At 67.7% G+C, this 19909-nt stretch carries 16 protein-coding genes; 8 read left to right on the forward strand and 8 right to left on the reverse strand.

The window, feature by feature from the left end:
- Positions 1-187: 187 nt before the first annotated feature.
- Positions 188-1711, forward strand: a complete 1524-nt coding sequence (locus HKK74_RS18895) for a 4-hydroxyphenylacetate 3-hydroxylase family protein (RefSeq protein ID WP_246491728.1) — start codon at positions 188-190, stop codon at positions 1709-1711.
- Positions 1712-1812: 101 nt separating this feature from the next.
- Here HKK74_RS18895 and HKK74_RS18900 read toward each other — a convergent pair whose 3' ends face one another.
- From HKK74_RS18900 to HKK74_RS18910, 3 genes are read right to left on the reverse strand one after another with little or no spacing between them, the layout of a single operon-like run.
- Positions 1813-2691, reverse strand: coding sequence for a phytanoyl-CoA dioxygenase family protein (locus tag HKK74_RS18900; protein ID WP_187244555.1), 879 nt, complete (start codon positions 2689-2691; stop codon positions 1813-1815).
- On the reverse strand, positions 2684-4096 hold the full coding sequence (locus tag HKK74_RS18905) for a condensation domain-containing protein (RefSeq protein WP_187244556.1): 1413 nt from the start codon (positions 4094-4096) through the stop codon (positions 2684-2686). Before HKK74_RS18905 ends, HKK74_RS18900 begins: the two co-directional genes overlap by 8 nt.
- Positions 4097-4120: 24 nt before the next feature.
- Complete coding sequence (locus tag HKK74_RS18910; RefSeq protein WP_312881604.1) at positions 4121-5347, reverse strand: acyl-CoA dehydrogenase family protein; 1227 nt, start codon at positions 5345-5347, stop codon at positions 4121-4123.
- 298 nt (positions 5348-5645) lie between these two features.
- On the opposite strand from HKK74_RS18910, the gene HKK74_RS18915 reads away from it, so the two are divergent.
- The 4 genes from HKK74_RS18915 to HKK74_RS18930 all read left to right on the forward strand — a co-directional run bounded on the left by HKK74_RS18915 (position 5646) and on the right by HKK74_RS18930 (position 9972).
- Complete coding sequence (locus HKK74_RS18915; protein WP_187244557.1) at positions 5646-6710, forward strand: cobalamin-independent methionine synthase II family protein; 1065 nt, start codon at positions 5646-5648, stop codon at positions 6708-6710.
- Positions 6711-6946: 236 nt separating this feature from the next.
- Entirely contained in the window at positions 6947-8113 is a 1167-nt protein-coding gene (locus HKK74_RS18920) for a M20 family metallopeptidase (protein WP_187244558.1), read from the forward strand.
- Positions 8114-8123: 10 nt separating this feature from the next.
- A complete protein-coding gene (locus HKK74_RS18925; RefSeq protein ID WP_187244559.1) occupies positions 8124-9251 on the forward strand; it encodes a carboxylate-amine ligase in 1128 nt (375 codons plus the stop codon).
- Between the two features lie 58 nt (positions 9252-9309).
- A complete protein-coding gene (locus tag HKK74_RS18930; protein ID WP_187244560.1) occupies positions 9310-9972 on the forward strand; it encodes a nitroreductase family protein in 663 nt (220 codons plus the stop codon).
- On the opposite strand, the gene HKK74_RS18935 is transcribed toward HKK74_RS18930, so the two are convergent.
- Positions 9947-11506 carry an NAD(P)-binding domain-containing protein gene (locus tag HKK74_RS18935; RefSeq protein ID WP_187244561.1) on the reverse strand — a complete coding sequence of 520 codons (1560 nt, stop codon included), beginning with the start codon at positions 11504-11506 and terminating at the stop codon, positions 9947-9949. The genes HKK74_RS18930 and HKK74_RS18935 overlap by 26 nt on opposite strands.
- The gene (locus tag HKK74_RS18940) at positions 11503-12060 is read right to left on the reverse strand and encodes a carboxymuconolactone decarboxylase family protein (RefSeq protein WP_312881605.1); all 558 of its coding nucleotides are present in this window, start codon (positions 12058-12060) and stop codon (positions 11503-11505) included. The genes HKK74_RS18935 and HKK74_RS18940 overlap by 4 nt, the downstream gene beginning before the upstream one ends.
- 464 nt (positions 12061-12524) lie before the next feature.
- Between HKK74_RS18940 and HKK74_RS18945 the strand changes: the two genes are divergently transcribed.
- The 3 genes from HKK74_RS18945 to HKK74_RS18955 are packed head-to-tail and all read left to right on the forward strand — an operon-like array spanning position 12525 to position 16532.
- Positions 12525-13670, forward strand: coding sequence for an acyltransferase family protein (locus tag HKK74_RS18945; RefSeq protein ID WP_222722448.1), 1146 nt, complete (start codon positions 12525-12527; stop codon positions 13668-13670).
- 57 nt (positions 13671-13727) lie between these two features.
- Entirely contained in the window at positions 13728-15104 is a 1377-nt protein-coding gene (locus HKK74_RS18950; protein WP_187244562.1) for an FAD-binding oxidoreductase, read from the forward strand.
- 39 nt (positions 15105-15143) lie between these two features.
- Positions 15144-16532: an FAD-binding oxidoreductase gene (locus HKK74_RS18955; protein WP_222722449.1), complete on the forward strand. Its 1389-nt coding sequence runs from the start codon at positions 15144-15146 to the stop codon at positions 16530-16532.
- A 99-nt stretch (positions 16533-16631) separates the two neighbouring features.
- Here HKK74_RS18955 and HKK74_RS18960 read toward each other — a convergent pair whose 3' ends face one another.
- The 3 genes from HKK74_RS18960 to HKK74_RS18970 all read right to left on the reverse strand — a co-directional run bounded on the left by HKK74_RS18960 (position 16632) and on the right by HKK74_RS18970 (position 19905).
- Positions 16632-18203 (reverse strand): MFS transporter, encoded by a 1572-nt coding sequence (locus HKK74_RS18960; protein WP_187244563.1) that lies wholly within the window; start codon positions 18201-18203, stop codon positions 16632-16634.
- Between the two features lie 242 nt (positions 18204-18445).
- Complete coding sequence (locus HKK74_RS18965; protein WP_187244564.1) at positions 18446-18790, reverse strand: YciI family protein; 345 nt, start codon at positions 18788-18790, stop codon at positions 18446-18448.
- Positions 18791-18888: 98 nt separating this feature from the next.
- Positions 18889-19905, reverse strand: coding sequence for an NAD-dependent epimerase/dehydratase family protein (locus HKK74_RS18970; protein WP_312881606.1), 1017 nt, complete (start codon positions 19903-19905; stop codon positions 18889-18891).
- Positions 19906-19909 lie beyond the last annotated feature (4 nt).

Here is a 19909-nt window from a genome sequence, read left to right on the forward strand (position 1 = left end):
CCGGGCGTAGCGGACATGGACGCTGCGCCCACCCGGCACGCTGGGCGCTGGTGCTTGGCGGTCGGTCTGCCGGTGGGAACCGGCGCCTGGTCGGTTCGTGGGCGATTATGAAGGAGGCGTGAATCCGATGTCGGGTCCAGATGAAAGATCACGTGCCAATACACCGGGAGCGCCGAAGACACGGCCGATGACCGGCGCCGAGTACATCGAAAGCCTGCGTGACGACCGAGCACTTTATATCTATGGCGAGCGCGTGAAGGATGTGACCAGCCATCCGGCATTTCACAATCCGATACGGATGACGGCGCGGCTGTATGATGCGTTGCACGATCCGGCGAAGCGCGACGTGCTCACCTCGCCCACCGACACGGGCAGCGACGGCTTCACCCACAAGTTCTTCACCACGCCCCACACGGCGGAGGATCTGGTTGAACATCAGCAGGCCATCGCCGCGTGGGCCCGGATGTCCTACGGCTGGATGGGACGCAGCCCCGACTACAAGGCGTCCTTCCTCGGCACGTTAGGCGCGAACGCGGATTTCTACAAGCCATTCGAGGAGAATGCCCGGCGGTGGTATAAGGAATCCCAGGAGAAGGTGCTGTTCTGGAACCACGCGATCGTGCATCCACCGGTCGACCGGAATCGCTCGCCGGACGAGGTCGGTGACGTCTTCGTTCATGTGGAGAAGGAGACCGATGCCGGCCTTGTCGTGAGCGGAGCCAAGGTGGTCGCCACCGGCTCCGCGCTCACCCACTACAATTTCATCGCGCACTACGGTCTGCCGATCAAGGACCGGAAGTTCGCGCTTGTGGCGACCGTGCCGATGGACGCTCCGGGGGTGAAGTTGATCTGCCGGCCGTCCTACACCGCCACGGCGGCGGTGATGGGCAGCCCGTTCGACTACCCGCTCTCTTCGCGGATGGACGAGAACGACACCATCTTCGTACTGGACAAGGCGCTCATCCCGTGGGAGAACGTCTTCATCTACGGCCACCTGGGCAAGGTCCAGCTGTTCACCGGCCGCTCGGGCTTTCCCGAGCGTTTCACGTTCCACGGTTGCACCCGCCTGGCGGTGAAGCTCGAGTTCATCGCCGGTCTGCTCGCGAAGGCGGTGGAGATCACCGGGACCAAGGACTTCCGTGGCGTGCAGACCCGGATCGGGGAGGTCCTGGCCTGGCGCAACCTTTTCTGGGCCTTCTCCGATGCGGCGGCGCGCAACCCGGTGCCCTGGCACAACGGCGCGGTGCTGCCCAATCCCGCGTACGGCCTGGCGTATCGGTGGTTCATGCAGATCGGCTACCCCAGAGTCAAAGAGATCGTCCACCAGGACATCGCGAGCGGCCTGATCTATATCAACTCCAGCGCCGAGGATTTCAAGAACCCGGAGATCCGGGCGTATCTCGACAGGTTCCTCCGCGGTTCGGACGGCACCGACGCGGTTGAGCGCATCAAGCTCATGAAGCTGCTGTGGGATGCCGTCGGCACCGAGTTCGGCGGGCGGCACGAACTGTACGAACGCAACTACGCGGGTAATCACGAGAACACCCGGATCGAGTTGCTCTCCGCGCAGCTCGCGAACGGCCAGATCGATGACTACAAGGCCTTTGCGGACGAGTGCCTTGCCGAGTACGACCTGGACGGCTGGACGGTGCCCGACCTGTCCGCGTTCGAAGAGCTCCGCGAAGTGAGGGGCAGGTTGTTGAACGGCTGACATCAGCACGGACGCGCTGTCCCGATCGTCGATGGCGATCGGGACAGCGCGTCTGTGCGATGTGCGAAGCGCTCCTCAACCACTGGCCCTGGATCGGTGCTCTACATGGCGTCCGCGAGGTCGCCGGCGCTGGGTGTCCCCTCGGGGCCGCCGCCCTCGAGAACGACGTACGGGTCCTGCTGCTCGTACCAACCGACGCCCGGCGGGCAGCGGTCGTAGCCCAGCAGGCGACGGACCTCCATCGGGTACGCGAGCACCTGCTCTTTCGAGACGGCGAGGTATTGGTTCTCCTCCTGCCGGAGATTCCCCAGGTCCAGCGCGATCGTCAGGCCGGTGCGCGGCTCGTGAGTCGTGTTCTTGCCGCCGCCGTGGTAAACACCGCCGAGCCAGATGACGCCCGATCCGGGCGGCATGACCGTGGGAATCGCCTCGCTGACATCGGGGGCCCGCTCGTCATCCCAGTGATGGCTTCCCGGAATTATCATGGTGCCACCGTTTTCCGCGGTGAAGGCACTCATCGCCAGCATGAGCTGTACCCGGCTGGTGGGGCCGGGATGGCGGCGCAGATGGAGCGCATCGTCGCGGTGCAGCGGTTGCCTGCCCTGGCCGTAATGGAGCTGGACCAACTGGGTGGTGCTGATCTGGATATTCGGGACCATCTCCTGTCTCGACCGGCCGATCCACATGGGCAGGGGTTTCTGCATGATGGCACGCGCCGCGCCAAGGAAGAGGTCGTGCGTGACCACGGGAGTGAGCCGCCTCGTGCGATTGAAAAGCGACGATACCCGCCGGGTCCGGCGGCCGTCATACCAGCTGTCACAGTAGGCGCTGGCATCCAGGGCCGGACCGAGGTCGGTCCACAACCCGTCAAGTACGGCACGATCTGCGAAGTCCTCGACGACGACCGCTCCGTCCCGCTCCAAGACCTCGACGACCTCGTCAAGGTGGGCGCCGGAGGTGAAGCGGATCAGGTCAGTCATGATTTTGCCCTTCCTTTCTCAGCGGGGCGTCTGGGGTCGATAGCAGCTCATCCAACATTGTGCAGAACCTCGACACCATGTCCCGTATGGTGCGCTCCTCGAAAAGATTGGTGTTGTACCAGAGGCTGCCGGCGATATCTCCGGACGGCTCGATGTCCAAGGTCCACAGACCGCCGTCCGGTATCTCCGTGGTCACCGGCTGCGAAAGGCGTCTATGGATCTCGGAGTATTCAAGATCGCCGATGATCTCGCGATCCATGACGAACGGGAACTGAAAGACCTGGAAGGACAGCACGGCGGTCCGATCCCCGGCGAAGGTTTCGGCCAGCTCGGGCACTTCCTGCAGAATCTGACCGAACGGCATGGCGTGGGAGTACGCCTCGAAGCAGGTCTTGCGAGCACGCGCGATCACGTCGAGCAGGGTCCGGCATCCGGTGAGGTCCGTACGCAGCGGCAATTGGTCGATGAACGGTCCGACGGTGCCCTGGAACCGCTCTTGAGTCCGACCGGACGCGAAGGTGGTCACGGTGATATCCGAGGCGCCGGTCGTTTGCCGGAGAAACACCAGGTAAGCGCCGAGCATGACGATGAATGCGGAGCTCCGCGTCGACCTGGCGAGGGCGAGCGCCGCGGCGGTCGTGTCCGGGCCGAGCACAAAACGATATGCCGCGGTTCCCTTGGGGGCACCGGCTGATCGCGCTATGTCGGTGTGCGTGGGGACGAGGCGGGCATCGCTCAACTTTCTCCGCCAGTACGCCCGGGAGCCGTTCATCGCCGGTGATCCGGCGCGTTCTCGATCCCAGGCGACATATTCCCGGTACTGGTGCACATCGGCCGGCGCCGGCTGGTCGTGTCCCGCCAGCGTGGCGTACAGCACGGCAAGGTCGCGGATCGCCACCTTCATGGACCACTCGTCGACCGCCGAGTGATGCGCGATGAGAACGAGCACCGCATCGTGATCGTCGAATCGGCCCAGCCGCGCTTGAATCAGCGGCAATTCGTTGACGCTGTAGGCGGCGCGCTCCAACTCGATGAGCAGCTCCTCGGACCGGCGTTGCCGGTCGCGCGGGTGAACGCCTGGAAGTTCTCGAATCTGCAACAGTGGGGGAGCCGGTGGGAAGACCCGCTGATGTCTGTTCTCCGTATCGCGGATCACCTTGGTCCTGAGCGCTTCATGACGGATCACCAAAGCGTCCAGGGCCCGCTGCAGGACATCGACGGCGATGTTTCCACGGACGCGCCAGCCGCACACGATGTTATATCGTCCGCCAAAAGGTCCGTCCTCGCCGCCCTGGTCGAACAGGCAGAGAAACTCCTGACTGGAGGAGAGTGGTATCTCCTCACCCGAACGTGCCGGCGAGATGTGCACAGTGCCGCGCCCGCCGGTTTCGCTTGCCTCATCCATCTCGGCTGCCTCCGCGACATTCCGTTATTCGATGCCGAACCGTGCCTTGGTGTACTCGCGTTTCGCGATGGTGGAGAGGAAGACCGCGACGCCCGCGTGACTGTGCAGCATGGAAAGGTCGCGCCACACGCGTTCGATGCGCTCGCCATGGCGGACCGCGCTGGACCCTGCCGTGGGAAAGAGCCGACGCTCGACGGCCCTCCAGCACAGCTCGACCACCTCACGGCAGATCAGGGCGATCCGCAGCTCACGTTCCTTGGTGAAGGCCGCAGGACCTTCGGTGCACGCGTCCAGCCATTGCTGGACCACGTTGAAGAACGCCGCCTCGGCGGTCGCGATCATCGCGGCCGCCTCGCCGTACCAAAGCTGGTAGTCGGGATCCTCGGTCCGGCCGGCACCCTCCGAGAACGGTGCGGTCCTGGCCGACATCAGCTTCTCGTAAGCGTCGAGTGCCCCCTGCGCCATGCCCAGTGCGAGAACCGCATCCTCCAAGATCATGACGCTGAAGGGGCCGCCGCCATATTCCGGGTTGCCGTGCAGTTCGACTCCGGGCGGACCAGCGGTGACGCTGAGCCGGCTGAGATGGCCGTCGAGGGTGAAATGGTCGGGGACGAATCCGTCGGAGATCGCGATGCTGTGCGATCCGCTGCCCTTGAGGCCGAGCGACGCTCCCCAGTCGTCCAGCCGCTCCCAGGTGCTGCGCGGGGCGACGAACAGCATGGGCATGGGCGGTTCCCCCTTCTGCGAAGGGACGAGGGTGTGCCCCATGAAGTGCGTGGCGTAGGGGGCTCCCGAGCAGTAGCTCCAAACGCCGTTCAGCACCCAGCCTCCGTCGGTGCGCTCGGCCGTCCCACTCGGCACGACGGTGGCCGGGCAGATGAATTCCCCCGTGGCGAGCAACTCGTCCTGTGCCCGCTTCCCGAAAAGTGTGGCGACGGCATGCGCATGCGCCTGCCCCAGGCAGTACATCCACCCCGTCGACGGGCATGCCCTCGTCAGCGTCAGCACCACGCGCATGAACGTGTCGATCCCGAGCTCGTAGCCGCCGTAGCGGCGGGGGACCAGGATCCGGTAAAAGCCCGCCTTGCGGAACTCCTCGTGGACATCTTCGGGGTAGTAGGTGCGTTCCTCGGTCTCGGCCTGGCGCTCGACCAGCATGGGAGCGATGGCCTCCGCCCTGGCGATGACCTGTGCCGAGGTGGCGTCGGGCTCCAGAGGCCCGGCGACGGGATCGCGGGTGGGAACGGTCACGTGTGATCTCCTCCAGCGTCACGCGGGGGTCGATGGACAACGCGTGCCGGAATTCGTGACGCGCCACCGCATGTGCCGGTCGTGATCGATCCCTTCGGCATGGTCGATCCCCCCGTCACAGGTCGGTGCGCTCGGCCACCACAAGCCTGACCTGAGCGGGGATCTGCGTCTTCCTATGCCGTGCCCTTTCGGCGCCGCCCGGCTCTGCGCACCGGCGGGAGCCGACCTCTTCGATGCCACATGTCAAGGACCGGTTGTGGACTTTGTCCGCCCACGGAGAGTCATGCATGCTCACAGGGTGAACATTCCCAGTGAGCCGATCGGCAGCATTCCCCGTCCCCCGGAACTCCTGGCCGCCATGGCGGCCCATGACAAGGGCGAGATCGGCGTCGCTGATCTGGCCGCCGCCCAGGACCAGGCCGTCACCGACACGATCCGCCGGCTGGAGGAGATCGGCTCGCCGGTCGTGACCGATGGCGAGCAGGCCAAGCCGAGCTTCGTGACCTATCCGATCGCGGGGCTGCGGCACCTCGCGTCCGACGGGGTGGTCATCCCGTTCGCCGACGGGCACCAGCGGCGGCTGCCGCGGCTGACGGCCGGGCCCTTCCGCTATGCCGCCCACGCCGACCGCTACCTGAGGTTCGCGCGGCGGCATGCGAACGTGCCGGTCAAGCAGGCCGTCATCGCACCCTCGGCGCTGAGCCTGCTCTACCCGGCCGACGGGATCGGGGGGTACTCACGCGAGGAGTTCCTGGACGACCTGGCCGGCGAGGCCGAGGGCGACATCCGTCGTTGCCTGGAGGCCGGCGCGCACGCGGTGCAACTGGATTTCACCGAAGGGCGCCTGTCGCTCAAGCTGGATCCGACCGGTGCCGTTCTGGACGACTTCATCGAGCTCAACAACCGGGTGCTTGAGCGATTCTCCGAGGACGAGCGGGCTCGGATCGGTGTGCACACCTGCCCGGGCGGCGACCAGGACTCCACGCACAGCCTCGACGTCGACTACACGGCGTTGCTGCCCAGACTGTTCCGGCTCAAGGTGGGCGGCTTCTATGTGCAGTTGGCCGGCGAGCCTGATCCGGACAAGGTCCTGGCCGTCATCGCCGAGCATCTGCCCCGTGACGCCCGCATCTTCATCGGTGTGACCGACCCGATCGATCCGAAGGTGGAAACTCCCGTCCAGGTGCGCGATCGGGTCCTGGCGGCGGCCCGGCACCTGCCCGCCGACCGGCTGGGGACCTGCGACGACTGCGGCTTCGCACCCTTCGCCGACGACACCTCCACCTCCCGCGACATCGCCTTCGCCAAGATCGCGGCCCGGCTGGAGGGCACCATCCTGGCCGCCGGGGAGCTGGGCGTCTGAGAGTTCCCGCCGCCGACCCTCTCCTCGGGAAGCGTCCCGGACCGGCCCGCCTCCCGAGGGAGCGGTGGTTTGCGTGAACAGCCCGCCGCGGATTCTGGTCACCGCATCCCGGAGCGCACGAAATCCGCTCGGCAGTTTCTGAGAAGACCCGTGAACGACCCGCGTCGATACTGAACGAAGTCGGCCAAAGAATCGGGCGGACACCACATTTCGATGCGAAATCGGGGAATTGCCGGATGACGCGACCGAGGGTGTTGCGCTGGGCGGCCGAAGACAGGGCTGCGGAGATGCTCGACCGGCTGGGCGAACTGGTGTCCTGCGAGTCGCCGGCCGGGTCGGCGCCGCACCTGGCCGTGTGCGCCGACCTGCTGGCCGGCTGGGGCGGTGCCGTACTGCACCGAGAGCCCCGGCGGATCGTCCGGGACGGTGTGCCGCACCTGCTGTGGCAGGTGCCCGACCAGCGTGTGCTGCTACTCGGCCATTTCGACACCGTTTGGCCGGCCGGCACCCTCGCGCGGTGGCCGTTCACCGTCGACGGCGCGATCGCCACCGGACCGGGCGTCTGCGACATGAAGTCGGGCATCGTGCAGATGTTCGCGGCCCTCGCGCTGCAGGAGGACACCTCGCATATCGGGGTCCTGCTGACCGGCGACGAGGAGAGCGGCTCGGTGACCTCGCGTTCTCTGGTGGAGGCCGAGGCCCGGCGGTCGAGGGCCGTGCTGGTCTGCGAGCCGAGCACACCGTCCGGGGAGCTGAAGGTGGCGCGCAAGGGAGGGTCGGCCTACCGGCTCACCGTCCACGGCAGAGCCTCCCACGCCGGAGTCGAGCCGCACGCGGGAGTCAACGCCACCGTCGAGGTCGCCCATCAGATCCTCGCCGTCCAGAACCTGGCCGCCCCCGCGCGCGGCACCAGCGTCACACCCACGGCGCTCAGCAGTGGCACCACGTCCAACACGGTCCCCGAGAAGGCCGTCCTGGCCATCGACGTGCGGTCGTGGACGGGTGCGGAGCTCGATCGGGTGGATCGCATGATCCGCCGGTTGGAGCCCCGTCTTCCGGACGCCGGCCTGAGCTTTGAGGGTGGGGTGAACCGTTATCCGCTGGTGGCGGACATGGCCCGGGGGCTGCTGGAAATGGCCCGCGAGGAGGCCAAGGAACTCGGCCTGGAACCGCCCGACGGCACGCACGCATCCGGCGCCTCGGACGCCAACTTCACCGGGGCTCTCGGCGTGCCCACCCTTGACGGGCTGGGCGGCGTCGGCGGCGGCGCACATGCCCGGGACGAGTACGTCGACGTACGGCGGATGCCCGAACGCGCCGCCCTGCTGGCCGCACTGGTCGACCGTCTGGCGACCACGCCGTTTCGGACCGAAAGAGCACGCCGCGGCGCCCCGCCCTCCTAAGCTGAGGCGCATGAACGCGGACGACCGGGCCCGCCGGTTCGGTGTGGAGGAGGAATTCCTCGTCATCGACCGCCGGACGCGGGCCACCGCGGCAAGCTCCCGGACGATACTGGACCATGCCCGACAAGAGCTCGGCGACCGGGTCGGCGGAGAGATCACCAAGATCCAGGTTGAGAGCCGCACCACGCCCTGCACCACGACCGCCGAACTGACCGGCCAGCTCTTGGAGAACCGCGCCACCTTGGCGGCCAAGGCGGCGGAGGCCGGGCTGGGCATCATCGCCAGCGGCACCCCCGTGCTCGACACGCCGATCCCGTCCCCGATCACCGAGGGCCCCCGCCAGGACCGGGGCAACGCGACCTTCCGCGGCCTGCACCACGAACTCGACCTGTGCGCCCTGCACGTCCATGTGGAACTGCCGGATCGGGAACAGGCGGTGCTGATGAGCAACCACCTGCGGCCCCACCTGCCGACGCTGATCGCGTTGGCGGCCAACTCTCCGTTCTGGCGCGAGCTCGACACCGGATACGACAGCTGGCGCACCCTGATGTGGAATCGCTGGCCGGTGGCCGGCCCCCCGCCCTACTTCAACTCCGCCGCGCACTACGACGAGCTCGTCGCCACGCTGCTGGAGGCCGAGGCCCTGGTGGACGACGGCACGATCTTCTGGGACGTACGGCCCTCGGCGCGCCTGCCGACCCTGGAGGTCCGGGCGACCGACGTGCCGATCACCGCCGAGGAGTCGGCCGCGCTGGCCGCCCTGGTACGGGCCCTGGTGGTGAGCCTGCTGCCCGCAGTCGAGGGGGGCGATCCCGGTCCCGAACTGCGGCCGGAGCTCATGCGCCTGGCCTACTGGCGGGCCGCCCGGGACGGCCTGGCCGGATCGGGCATCGACGTGCGCACCGGCCGTCCCGTGCTGGCGGCCGACCTTGCCCGGCGTCTGCTGGAGACGGCTCGGCCGGGCCTGGAGGAACACGGTGACCTGGGCCGCGTCACCGACTGGCTGGGCCGGCTGACAGAACACGGCAACGGGGCGACCAGGCAGCGCCGGGCGGCCCGTGACGGCCGGCTCACCGACGTCGTCGACCACCTCATGGAGCAGACCGCGCCGGTCCCGCAGGGCAGCAAGACGCAGTAAGACAAGCCCGCGGCATCGCGGGAACATGGGAAACGCCGCACCAATGGGAGGCGTTTCGATGACCGAGGTCGTACCGGACCGGACGGTTCCCCTTCTCCGCCGGCGAGTCCCGCCGGAGGAGGCCGTCCGCGCCGTACGGTCCTTCACCGACGTGATGGCGACCCGCCGGTCCGTGCGGGACTTCTCCCCCGAGCCGGTCCCCGACCAGGTGATCGAGACCGCGATTCGGGCCGCCGCCAGCGCGCCGAGCGGTGCCAATGTCCAGCCCTGGCGGTTCGTCGTGATCACCGACCCCGCCCGCAAGCGCAGGCTCCGGCTGGTCGCCGAGGCAGAGGAACGGGAGTTCTACACCCGCCGTGCCTCGCCGGAGTGGCTCCGGGCGATCACCCCGATCGGCACCGACTGGCGGAAACCGTTCCTGGAGACCGCACCCGTGCTGATCGTGGTGTTCGAGGTGCACCAGGGCCCGCACAGCCCCAAGCCCTACTACGTCAAGGAATCGGTGGGCATCGCGGTCGGTCTGCTGATCGCGGCCCTGCACCACGCGGGTCTGGCCACCCTCACCCACACGCCCAGCCCGATGCGGTTCCTGAACGAGATCTGCGAACGGCCGCCGGAGGAGCGTCCCAACGTGCTCATGCCGGTCGGATACCCGGCCCCCGACGCTCGGGTGCCCGATCTGGTCCGCAAGCCCCTCAGCGAAGTGATGGTCCGCTGCTGATGTCCCAGGTCGGCAGGTCTCTGGTGAAGAACGCCTCCAGGGGGGCGACGTGACGGTCCGGACGGCGCCACTCGGCCAGCAGGTCCTCCAGCAGATGCACCTCGCCGACGAGTTCGCCGCGCCTGTAACGCCGGACGACCGGGTGGATGAACGCGCTTTCTTCGGCACGGTCCGGCTGCGGGTGCCGCTCGATGGCGAAGACGTCGCCGTAGTCGTCGCGGCCCCAGCGGAGCGTGACCGTGTAGAGATCCTCGAACCGGGAGACCGCGTAGTCCTCGGGCAGGTCGATGTAGTGCCGCAGCCGGCCCGACGCCGGGTCGAGCACCAGTGCGTCGCACAGGTACTCGAACTGGGTCCACAGGGCGGAGCTCCAGTTCACCCGATCCAGCACCAACGCGGTCAGTCCCTGGGGATCGGGCGGCGCCACGTCGTAGGGCAGCGGAACCCCGTCGTAGCGCTCACGCAGCAACCGGGTCAGCGTCCGCAGGTTGTAGCGGAAGCCGTCGATGAACGCCGAAGAGGCGTTCTTGAAGTCGCGCGCCTGGGCCAGGGTGCCGGCGAAGTACAGGTCGTCCACACCTGCCGCCTGCCAGTCGGGGGTCAGCGACGGGAGCCGTCCGTCGCGCTCCAGCCGGGGGCGGCACTCCGGCGCGAAGACGGACATGTCGGCCCGGAATCCGGTGCATCGGATCACCGTGTCGTACTCCAGCGTCGCCTGCTCGCCGTCGGCGTGGGTGTAGGTGATGGACACCTCGAACCGGTCTCCCACCGGACGGATCTCCTCGATCGTGCAGTCCAGTACCGAGTGCAGCGTCTTGAACTGGTAACTGTCGAGGAGGGCTCCGTAGTGGCCGCGCACGTCGCCCGGGTGCTTGGTGTTCCATGCCAGCCGCAGCGGTCTGCGGCTGGCCAGGTGCACCATCGAGGCGTGGCCGAGGATGGCCGAGGCGGTCTCGAAGGCCGAGTTGCCCTTGCCGATGATCAGTACTCGCTGCCCGGCGTACCGCTCCGGGTCGACCGGCATCGTCTCGTATCCGACGGCGTGCTCGATCCCTTTGATCGCCGGGATGAACGGGCCGCCCCAGCCCGCCGCGACGATGACGCACCGGCAGTGCAGCGTCCCGTCGGTGGTGTGCACCGCGAACCCGTCTCCTGACCGTTCGACCCGGACGACCGGCGTGCGGTACCGCACGTTCAAGTCGTGGACCTTCTGGAAGTCGACCAGGTAGCGGATCAGGTCCTCGGCCTGCGGGAAGTATTCCCGGGTGTAGGAGGGGAACAGCAGGCCCGAGTCGTTCAGCAGGGAGTTCCAGTCCCAGCGCAGCCGGATCTCCGGATCCGTGCTCGTGGTGTGCACCTTGTTGAGGGAGATGAGCCGCCGGTGCCGGGGGTAGCGATCGAAGAACCCCCCAGGGCGGCCTTCGCGTTCCAGCGTCAGGTAGTCGGCACCGGACCGCTGCAGGAAGTAGCTGAGCTGCAGGCCGGCGGGCCCGGCGCCGATGATGAGGTACTGGTGGCGGGCCGGCGCCGTCACCGAGCCAGCCTCAGGTAGCCCTCGTCGACGATCAGCTGCGCCATGAACTCGTACGCGGCCGGGTCCTCGGGCGCGACGGTCGCCAGGCCGTCGACGTACCGGTTGTACATGCAGAACGCGGCGGCGATGAGGACGGTGTCGTGAATCTCGACATCGGTGGCGCCCTCCCTGCGCGCGGCGGCCACGTCGTCGGCGGTGACCGTACGGGCGTCCGCCTGGACCAGCGCGGCGATCCGCAGCAGCGCCCTCAGCTTGGCGCTGACCGGTGCTCCGCCAGGGTCCGCGCGGACCTGGTCGACCAGTTCCCTTCCCTCGGGAAGCTGGGCGGCCGCGAACGCCGCGTGCGAAGCGGTGCAGAACCTGCACTCGTTCAGCGACGACACGTACGCGGCGATCAGTTCCCTTTCGCCACGGGTCAGGCTGCTCGGACCCCGCAGCAGCACCTCAGCGAGGGCGGAGAGGGGGCCGGCGGTCTCGGGCCGGTAGGCCATCAGGCCGGTAATGCCCGGAAGGTCGTTGCCCAGTTCGATGTGCGGCATCAGGCCCCATTTCACGCGGCGAGAATAGGGAGCCTATCCGGCAACCTCCACCGCATCAATAGCTTCCAGTAGAAGTCCAGGCTTTCTCTGAGCATGCGAGGTTACGCGGTAATGCGGCGGCCGGGCAATCTGCGAGAAGCGGCCGATTGCCCGGCAGAAAATGGACTGTCCGGAAAGCCGGTTCGTGCACCCGTGTTGACGCCGCCCGGCTCTCCGCACGGCTCCGCCGGTTCCAAACGAGTCGCCGAGGGTGCGGTCCAACAATCTGGAAGATGCCCTGAACCGTTGACGCGACAACGATGGGTGACTGGATGTCACTGTCGGCAGGGGGATGAGCCGTGAGCGGAGAAATGAACGTCATCGGCACCGGCTCGCTGAATACCCGCTTCCGAATTTTGTTGAGACGCGCTGGAAGCGGGCCGATGAGTTCGAGGCGGCCCATCATGATGCCGCATCGGCAAAACTAGGAGGCAGCTGATATGAGTGTGACCGTACAGCCTCGCTCGCACACCGGTCCTTTCGAGTCGCGCCTGCCGTCCCTGACGGGTGCGCTCATCATCGTGGTGGCGACGATGTTCCTGGCCCGTGTCTCGTTCACGCAGATATTCGCGTCACCTGCGTTTCAGATGATCCCCGACAAGGGGGCGGTGGCCATGGTCTTCTGGCAGGGAGCCTCAGCGGCCACCAGCTACCTGTTCCTGTTCAGCGGATTCGTTCTCGCCTGGTCGGTGCGGCCCGGTGACACGGTTCGAAGGTTCTGGCGGCACCGCTTCCTCGAGTTGTACCCGCCGCATCTGATCACGCTGGCGGCGGCGATCGTCCTCTTCACTTTCGTACCGCTGTTTCCAGTCGATTATGGCGTGGCGGTGCTCAATGGGACGCTGCTCCATGCATGGTTCCCTCAGCTGGAAATTTGGACGAGTTTCAACTCGTCATCATGGGTGGTTTCCTGCGAGGTGCTTTTCGCCCTGTGCTTCCCGGTTCTCATGGCCCTGATCGCCCGCATTCGGCCGGAGCGTCTCTGGGCCTGGACGGGCGGTGTCGTGGCCGTCATCTTCATCCTTCCGCTCGCCGCGACGTTGCTTCCGGATAATCTGGCCGCGCCCTATCCGGGGCATGAGTTCACGAAGGTTCCGGACTCCCAGTTCTGGTTCGTCACGAAGTTCCCGCCGGTACGCATGCTCGAGTTCATCCTCGGGATCCTTCTCGCGCGCGTCGTCCAGACCCGCCGTCGGCTGCCGCTCGGGGTCGGCGGTGCGACGCTGCTGCTCATCGTCTCCTACGCCGTGGCGCCGCTGTTCCCGCTGACCTATCCGATGGTGGCGGTCACGGCCGTCCCCATCGGCCTGGTCATCGCCGCGCTCGCCACCGCCGACGGCGCCGGGCGCCGGGGCTGGTTGAACAGCCGCGTCATGGTTTGGCTCGGCGGGGTCTCCTGGGAGTTCTATCTCTGGAGTCTCGTGGTCATCAACGCCGGTGTGGCCCTGCTCGACGGGGGCTTCGGCGTGCCCGCCGGACTCGCCGTGGTCGCCCTGCTTTTCGGGGTCACGCTGCTGCTGTCATGGCTGCAGTCCATTCTGATCCAACGGCCGATCATGCGTGGCTTCGGCACACCCGGGCGCTGACGTGGGCCGCGCAACCCAGGAGGTGCTGCCATCCCGAGTACTTGTGACACTGACTCCATGGGTTCAGGATCAACGATTGTGTGGGACGGCGTCGCCTTCCCCGGAAGCCGGGCCTACGAGGACGCGACGCAGGTCTTCAACCTGGCCGCTCCCGCCGAACCGGCCGCGGCGGCGACGGTGCGCACCGTCGATCAGATTCGGGACGTACTCCGCTATGCCGAGCGCGAGGGATTGCAGATCGGGGTCCACACCACCGGGCACGCTTCGGCCACCGCGCGTTCGATGCGCGGAGCCGTGCTGATCCGGACTCAGCTGGACGGCACGGTCGAGCTCGATACCGAACGCCGTATCGCTCGCATTCCAGCGGGTGTGCGCTGGGGCGCCGCCGTCCAGACGATCGCACCGTCCGGGCTCGCCGCGCCGCATGGCTCGGCCGCGACCGTCGGCGTCGTCGGCTACCTGCTGCGCGGGGGTCTGAGTTTCTATAGCCGGAGAGTCGGGCTCGCCGTCAACAGTGTCCGCGCGATCGAGCTGGTCACCGCAGATGGCTCAGTACGCCGGACGGACGACGGCAATGACCCGGAGCTGTTCTGGGCGCTGCGCGGGGGAGGGGGCGGGTTCGGCGTGGTCACCGCCATCGAGATCGAATTGTTCCCCGCGGCCAAGGTAGTCACCGGCGCGACCTTCTGGCCGGCGGTCCATGCGCCGCGGCTGCTGCCGATCTGGCGGCGATGGGCACAGGACGCGCCGTGGGATGCCTCGACGTCGCTCCGGATCTTGAATCTCCCCGACCTGCCTGAGGTACCGCCCGTTCTGCGGGGAGGGCCGGTGCTGTGCATCGACGGTGTCATCCACTGCGCGACCGAGGCGGACGTGCCGACCGCGCGCAGCCACGCCGAGGACCTGCTGGGCCCGTTGCGGGCGGCAGCGGAACCGATCCTCGATACCTGGCAGGTCACCGATCCCGCGACCGTCCTGGAGACCCACATGGATCCCGCCGATCCAGTCGCCGTCCACGGGGACCACATGTTGCTGGACGAGATCGGCGATGACGGTGTCGCGGAGTTCCTCCGGACGGCCGGTGCCGGGAGCGACTCGCCGCTGGTTCTCGCCGGGCTGCGCCAGCTCGGCGGCGCCTGCTCGATCCCGTCGCCGACCGGGGGGGTGCTTGATCACCTGGCGGCCCGGTATGCCTATTCGGCCGCGGGTGTGCCCGCTGACGAGGCCCAGGAGGAGGCGATAGCCCGCCGGTGCGCGGCCATCCGCGCCGCGCTGAGCCCATGGGACACCGGGCGGACCGCACCGACCTTTGTGGAGAACCGCCGGCAGCCACAGCGGCACCTCACCCGCGATCAATTGACGGCCGTCCACCGGATTCGAGGACGAATCGACCCCTACGGTCGATTTCGAAATGACATTATGCCTAACTGTTAAGAGTGGTTGCCCTGTTATCCGAGCGTCTCAGGAGTCCCGGTGACAATCCCCGCCGAACTTTCGCGCCAAGCGATCAAAAAACTTCGGCCGCAGCTGGACGCGCAGGTCATCACGCCCGCCGATGCGGGCTACGACGCGACCCGTACGGTATATCCGGGTGGAATAGACCACCGCCCGGCCGTCGTCATCCGACCAGACCGTGCCGAGCAGGTCGCACAGGTGGTCCTGCTCGCAAGGGAGACCGGCATTCCGCTGTCGGTTCGCTGTGGCGGGCACAGTACCGCCGGCCATGGCGTGTGCGACGGCGGTATCATGCTCGATCTCGCGAAGATGCGTGCCCTTGATATCGATTTGTCGACCCGCACCGCATGGGTCGAGGCGGGCATGTCGACCGGTGAATACACCACGGCCACCGCGGCCCACGGTCTCGCGACGGGATTCGGCGACACCGCCACGGTCGGGATCGGCGGCCTCACGCTCGGCGGCGGGGTCGGATATCTCGTGCGTAAACACGGGCTCACCATTGACAACCTCATGGCAGCCGAGATCGTCACGGCGGACGGCCAGGTCCGCCAGGTGGATGCGCACAACCATCCAGACCTCTTCTGGGCGATCCGCGGCGGCGGCGGGAACTTCGGCGTCGCGACGCGGTTCAAGTTCCGCCTCCACCCGGTGCAATCGATCGTCGGCGGCATGCTGATACTGCCGGCAACGGCCGAGGTGATCCAGTCCTTCGTGGCCGAGGCCGAGGCCGCACCCGAGGAGCTGTCGGCCATCGCCAACATCATGCCCGCCCCTCCCATGCCGTTCCTCCCCGAGGATCAGCACGGCCGGCTGGTCGTCATGGCGACCATGTGCTACGCGGGCCCGCCCGAGGCCGGTGAACGGGTCCTCGCGCCGTTCCGCGCGCTCGCCACGCCCCTCGTCGACATGCTCGAGACGATGCCGTACAGCGGCATTTTCCCGCCCGAGGACGAGGATTTCCATCCCCTGGCGGCATCGCACACGATGTTCGTCGACACCATCGGGCACGCGGAGGCGGAGACGATCCTCGACTTCCTGCGCACCTCCACCGCCATGATGTCCGCGGCGCAACTGCGCGTGCTGGGCGGCGCGATGGCCCGCGTTTCCCCCGACGCCACCGCGTTCCCGCACCGCGAGAGCCGGATCATGGTCAACCTGGCCGCGATCTACGAGACCGCCGACGAGGCCGGGCCACACGAGGCGTGGATACGACGGTTCGCGAACGCGATGCGGCAGCGCGACCACGGTGCCTACGTCAACCTTCTCGGGGACGAGGGGGAGGACCGGGTCCGTGCCGCCTACCCCGGGCGCACCTGGGACCGCCTGCGGGTGATCAAAGCGAAGTATGACCCGACCAACCTTTTCCGCCTCAATCAGAACATTCCGCCTGCCGCGGATGGTTGACCGCGCACCCTCTCACCAACGGAAAGGGACCTTCGGCGTCGTCTGACGCCGAAGGTCCCGTGCGAACGGCGGCTTCGGGTCGGCCGCCGTTCACCGGCACTATGCGGCCGCCTCCGCGGTGTCGGCCTTGGCCTCGGGTTCGGAATCCTGCGTGGGGGGCACCTGGCGAAGCCAATGCACCGTGAGCACCGCGAACGCGGTGAACAGGACGGCGCCGATGAGGCCCACCACATTGAGTCCCGAGGTGAACGCCTCGCGAGCGGAGGTGATCAGGTCGTCGGCCGTGGATCCGCCGACCTGCCGGGCCGCCTCCATGGCGGTGGCGATGTTCTCGCGGGCGGCGGCCGCCGCGTCGGCGGGCAGGCCGGCCGGCAGCGAGAGCCGGCTCTGATAGACGGCGGTGCCGATGCTGCCCAGGATGGCGATGCCGGCCGCCAGACCGAACTCGCCGTTGGCCTCCGACAGCGCCGATGCCGAGCCGGCCTTCTCCGGTGGTGCGGCGCCGAGGATCATGTTGTAGCCCAGCGCCACCAGCGGGGCGAGGCCGGCGTTGATCAGGATCAACGCGATCACGATCATGGTCAGGCCATCGGTGCTGGGGACCTGGGACAGCACCACGCAGCCTGCGGCCGTCACCAGGAGCCCGGCCGCCATGACGTAGGCAGGCCGGAAAGCACTGCCCAGCTTCGGGGTCACCGAGATGGCGGCGAAGGTGGCGATGACGCCGGGCACCAGCCAGAACCCCGTGGCCCTGGTCGAGAGCCCCTCGACCAGCTGCAGCTGGAGGTTGATCAGCAACAGAGTGCCGCTCATCATGACCCCGACCAGCAGACCCAGCAGCACGACGCTCCGGTAGACGCGGATCTTGAGCAGGCCCAGATCAAACAGTGGATCATCCAGATGGCGTTGCCGGCGGACGAACAGGACGCCGACGATCACGCCGACCAGCACGGTCACCACGGCCGCCGCCGACAAGCCATCGCGGGCGAATGCCTTGACGCCGTAGATGAACGGGATGATGGCCAGCAGCGAGAGCCCGACGCTGGGCAGGTCCAGCCGGCCGGCGTCGGGGTCGCGGTACTCGGGCAGCAACGACGGTCCGGCGATCAGCAGCAGCACCATCACCGGGACCGCCAGCAGGAACACCGAACCCCACCAGAACCACGACAGCATGAACCCGCCGATGACCGGGCCGAGCACGCCACCGAACATGAAGCAGCTCGACCAGACCGCGATGGCGGTGCCGCGCTCCTTCGGGTTCTTGAACATGTTGGAGATCAGGGCCATCGTCGACGGCGCCAGGGTCGCTCCGGAGACGCCCAGCAGCGCCCGGGCGGCGATGAGCATTTCCGCGCTGGTGGAGAAGGCCGCCAGCAGCGAGGCGATACCGAAGAGGCCCCCTCCGATCAGCAGCAGCTTCCGGCGGCCGATCCGGTCGCCGAGGGTTCCCATCGTGACCAGGAACCCCGCGAGCATGAAGCCGTAGATATCGGCGATCCACAGCAGCTGGGTGCTGCTCGCCTGCAGATCCTGGGTCAGGTGCGGGACCGCCAGGAACAGCACGCTCATGTCCACCGACAGCAACAGCGTCGGCAGAGCGAGCACTACAAGGCCGAACCATTCCCGGCGTCCCGCACGGGCGGGCACGTCTTTATCGGTGCTGGTATCCATCGCAGATCCTTTCTTGTTCTCGATGCGGCCCCGTCTACCTCTCTGACGAACGACCGGGAACACAATCGACAGACTTGGGCGTGCCGGGTTCGCCGTCGGCTCCGGTGTCCGGCAGGCGCCCGGGGACCAGCCCCCATCGGGTCGGTCGAGCCGGGGGTGACGCGCCCCGTCGCGGTGAGCGTCTGTGCTCGGTCGCGACGGTGCGCGGCACCACGATGCGGCCGATCAGTGCCGCGGTCTTCTTACTCCGCCGGCGGTTCGAACAGTGGCCGGACCTCGACACCGCCGCCGTGCTGAGTGGCCGGGTTGAGCTTGGCGACCTTCAGCGCGACATCCAGATTGGGCGCCTCGATGATGAAGAATCCGGCCACGACCTCCTTGGCCCCGTGGAACGTGCCGTCGGTGACAACGTCGCCGCGGACCGAGGTGGCCGTGGTGCTGGGCTGGAACGCGAATCCGGTGACCGGCTCGGCACCTGTCTCGGCCACCTGGTCCGGGTAGGTCTCGAGCGCCTTCGCGTACTCGGCCGGCAGGTCCATCGGGTCGGCGGGCGCCGGTGAGTAGACCAGGATCCCGTACTGCGCCATCAGAGTCCTCCTCGAATCGGTGTTTTCCTCTTACGCCCTTCCGACGAGCGAGGTCCACCGGATTCGACAGCCGGGATTGGAAAATCTCCGGCCGCAGGTCATCGGGCGGGTGCGGGCGCCCTCAGATCACCGTCCGGTTCCGCGCCGCTGTCGGGCAGCGCGAGCCACCAGGGGTTCCGCCGTGCCCACTCGATCGTCCTGGCGAGCCCATCGCGCAGGTCCGTCGCACACCGCCAGCCGAGCAAACTTCTGATCTTGCTTGTGTCCGGTACCCGCCTGCGCAGATCCTGATAGCGGTCGCCGAGCCGGTCCTGCGTTTGCACCGGCAGGACCGCCCCGGCGCCGGTCAGCTCCGCGACCAGAGCGCTCAGCCGGGCCACCGTGGTCTCGGCCGAGCTGCCGACGTTGAAGCACTCCCCGACGGCGCGTTCGCTCGCGCCGACGGCGATCGTGGCGTCGACCGCGTCCCGGACGTAGGTGAAGCACCGCGTCTGGCCGCCGTCGTCGTAGACGACCGGAGGTTTCCCGTTCAGCGCCCGGTGGACGCTCCTGCTGACGACGAACGCAGGCCGCTGCCGCGGGCCGTACACGTTGAAGTAACGCACGATGGCCGTACGGAGCCCGCGTTCGCGGGCGAAGGCGAAGGCGAGATGCTCGCACAGCGCCTTACTGGAGGAATAGCACCACCGGTCCACGGCGGTGCTGCCGAGCACCCGGTCGTCGTCCTCCCGCCACGGGACCGCGGGGTTCTTCCCGAAGACCTCGCTGGTGCTCGCGACGACGACCTTCACGCCGGCCCTCGTGGCGAGGTCCAGCACGTTCCTTGTGCCGAGCAGATTGATGTCGATCACGTCGAGCGGACGGTCGAGATAGCGGTCGACACCGACGACGGCGGCGAGGTGATAGACGATGTCGACACCGTCCCGCACCACTTCGGCCAGTCCGGCCGCGTCCCGGACGTCACCGGTGACGTAGCGGACCGAGGCCGGCGCTTCCTGGCCGGGGGGCGGCGCACCACCGTCGAACACCGTGACCTCATCGCCTCGCTGGACCAGTTCGTCGACCAGATGGCTGCCCAGGAACCCGCAGCCTCCGGTGACCACGACCCGCGCCACGACC

The organism is Actinomadura alba (genome assembly GCF_014323705.1).
Lineage (GTDB): Bacteria > Actinomycetota > Actinomycetes > Streptosporangiales > Streptosporangiaceae > Actinomadura_C > Actinomadura_C alba.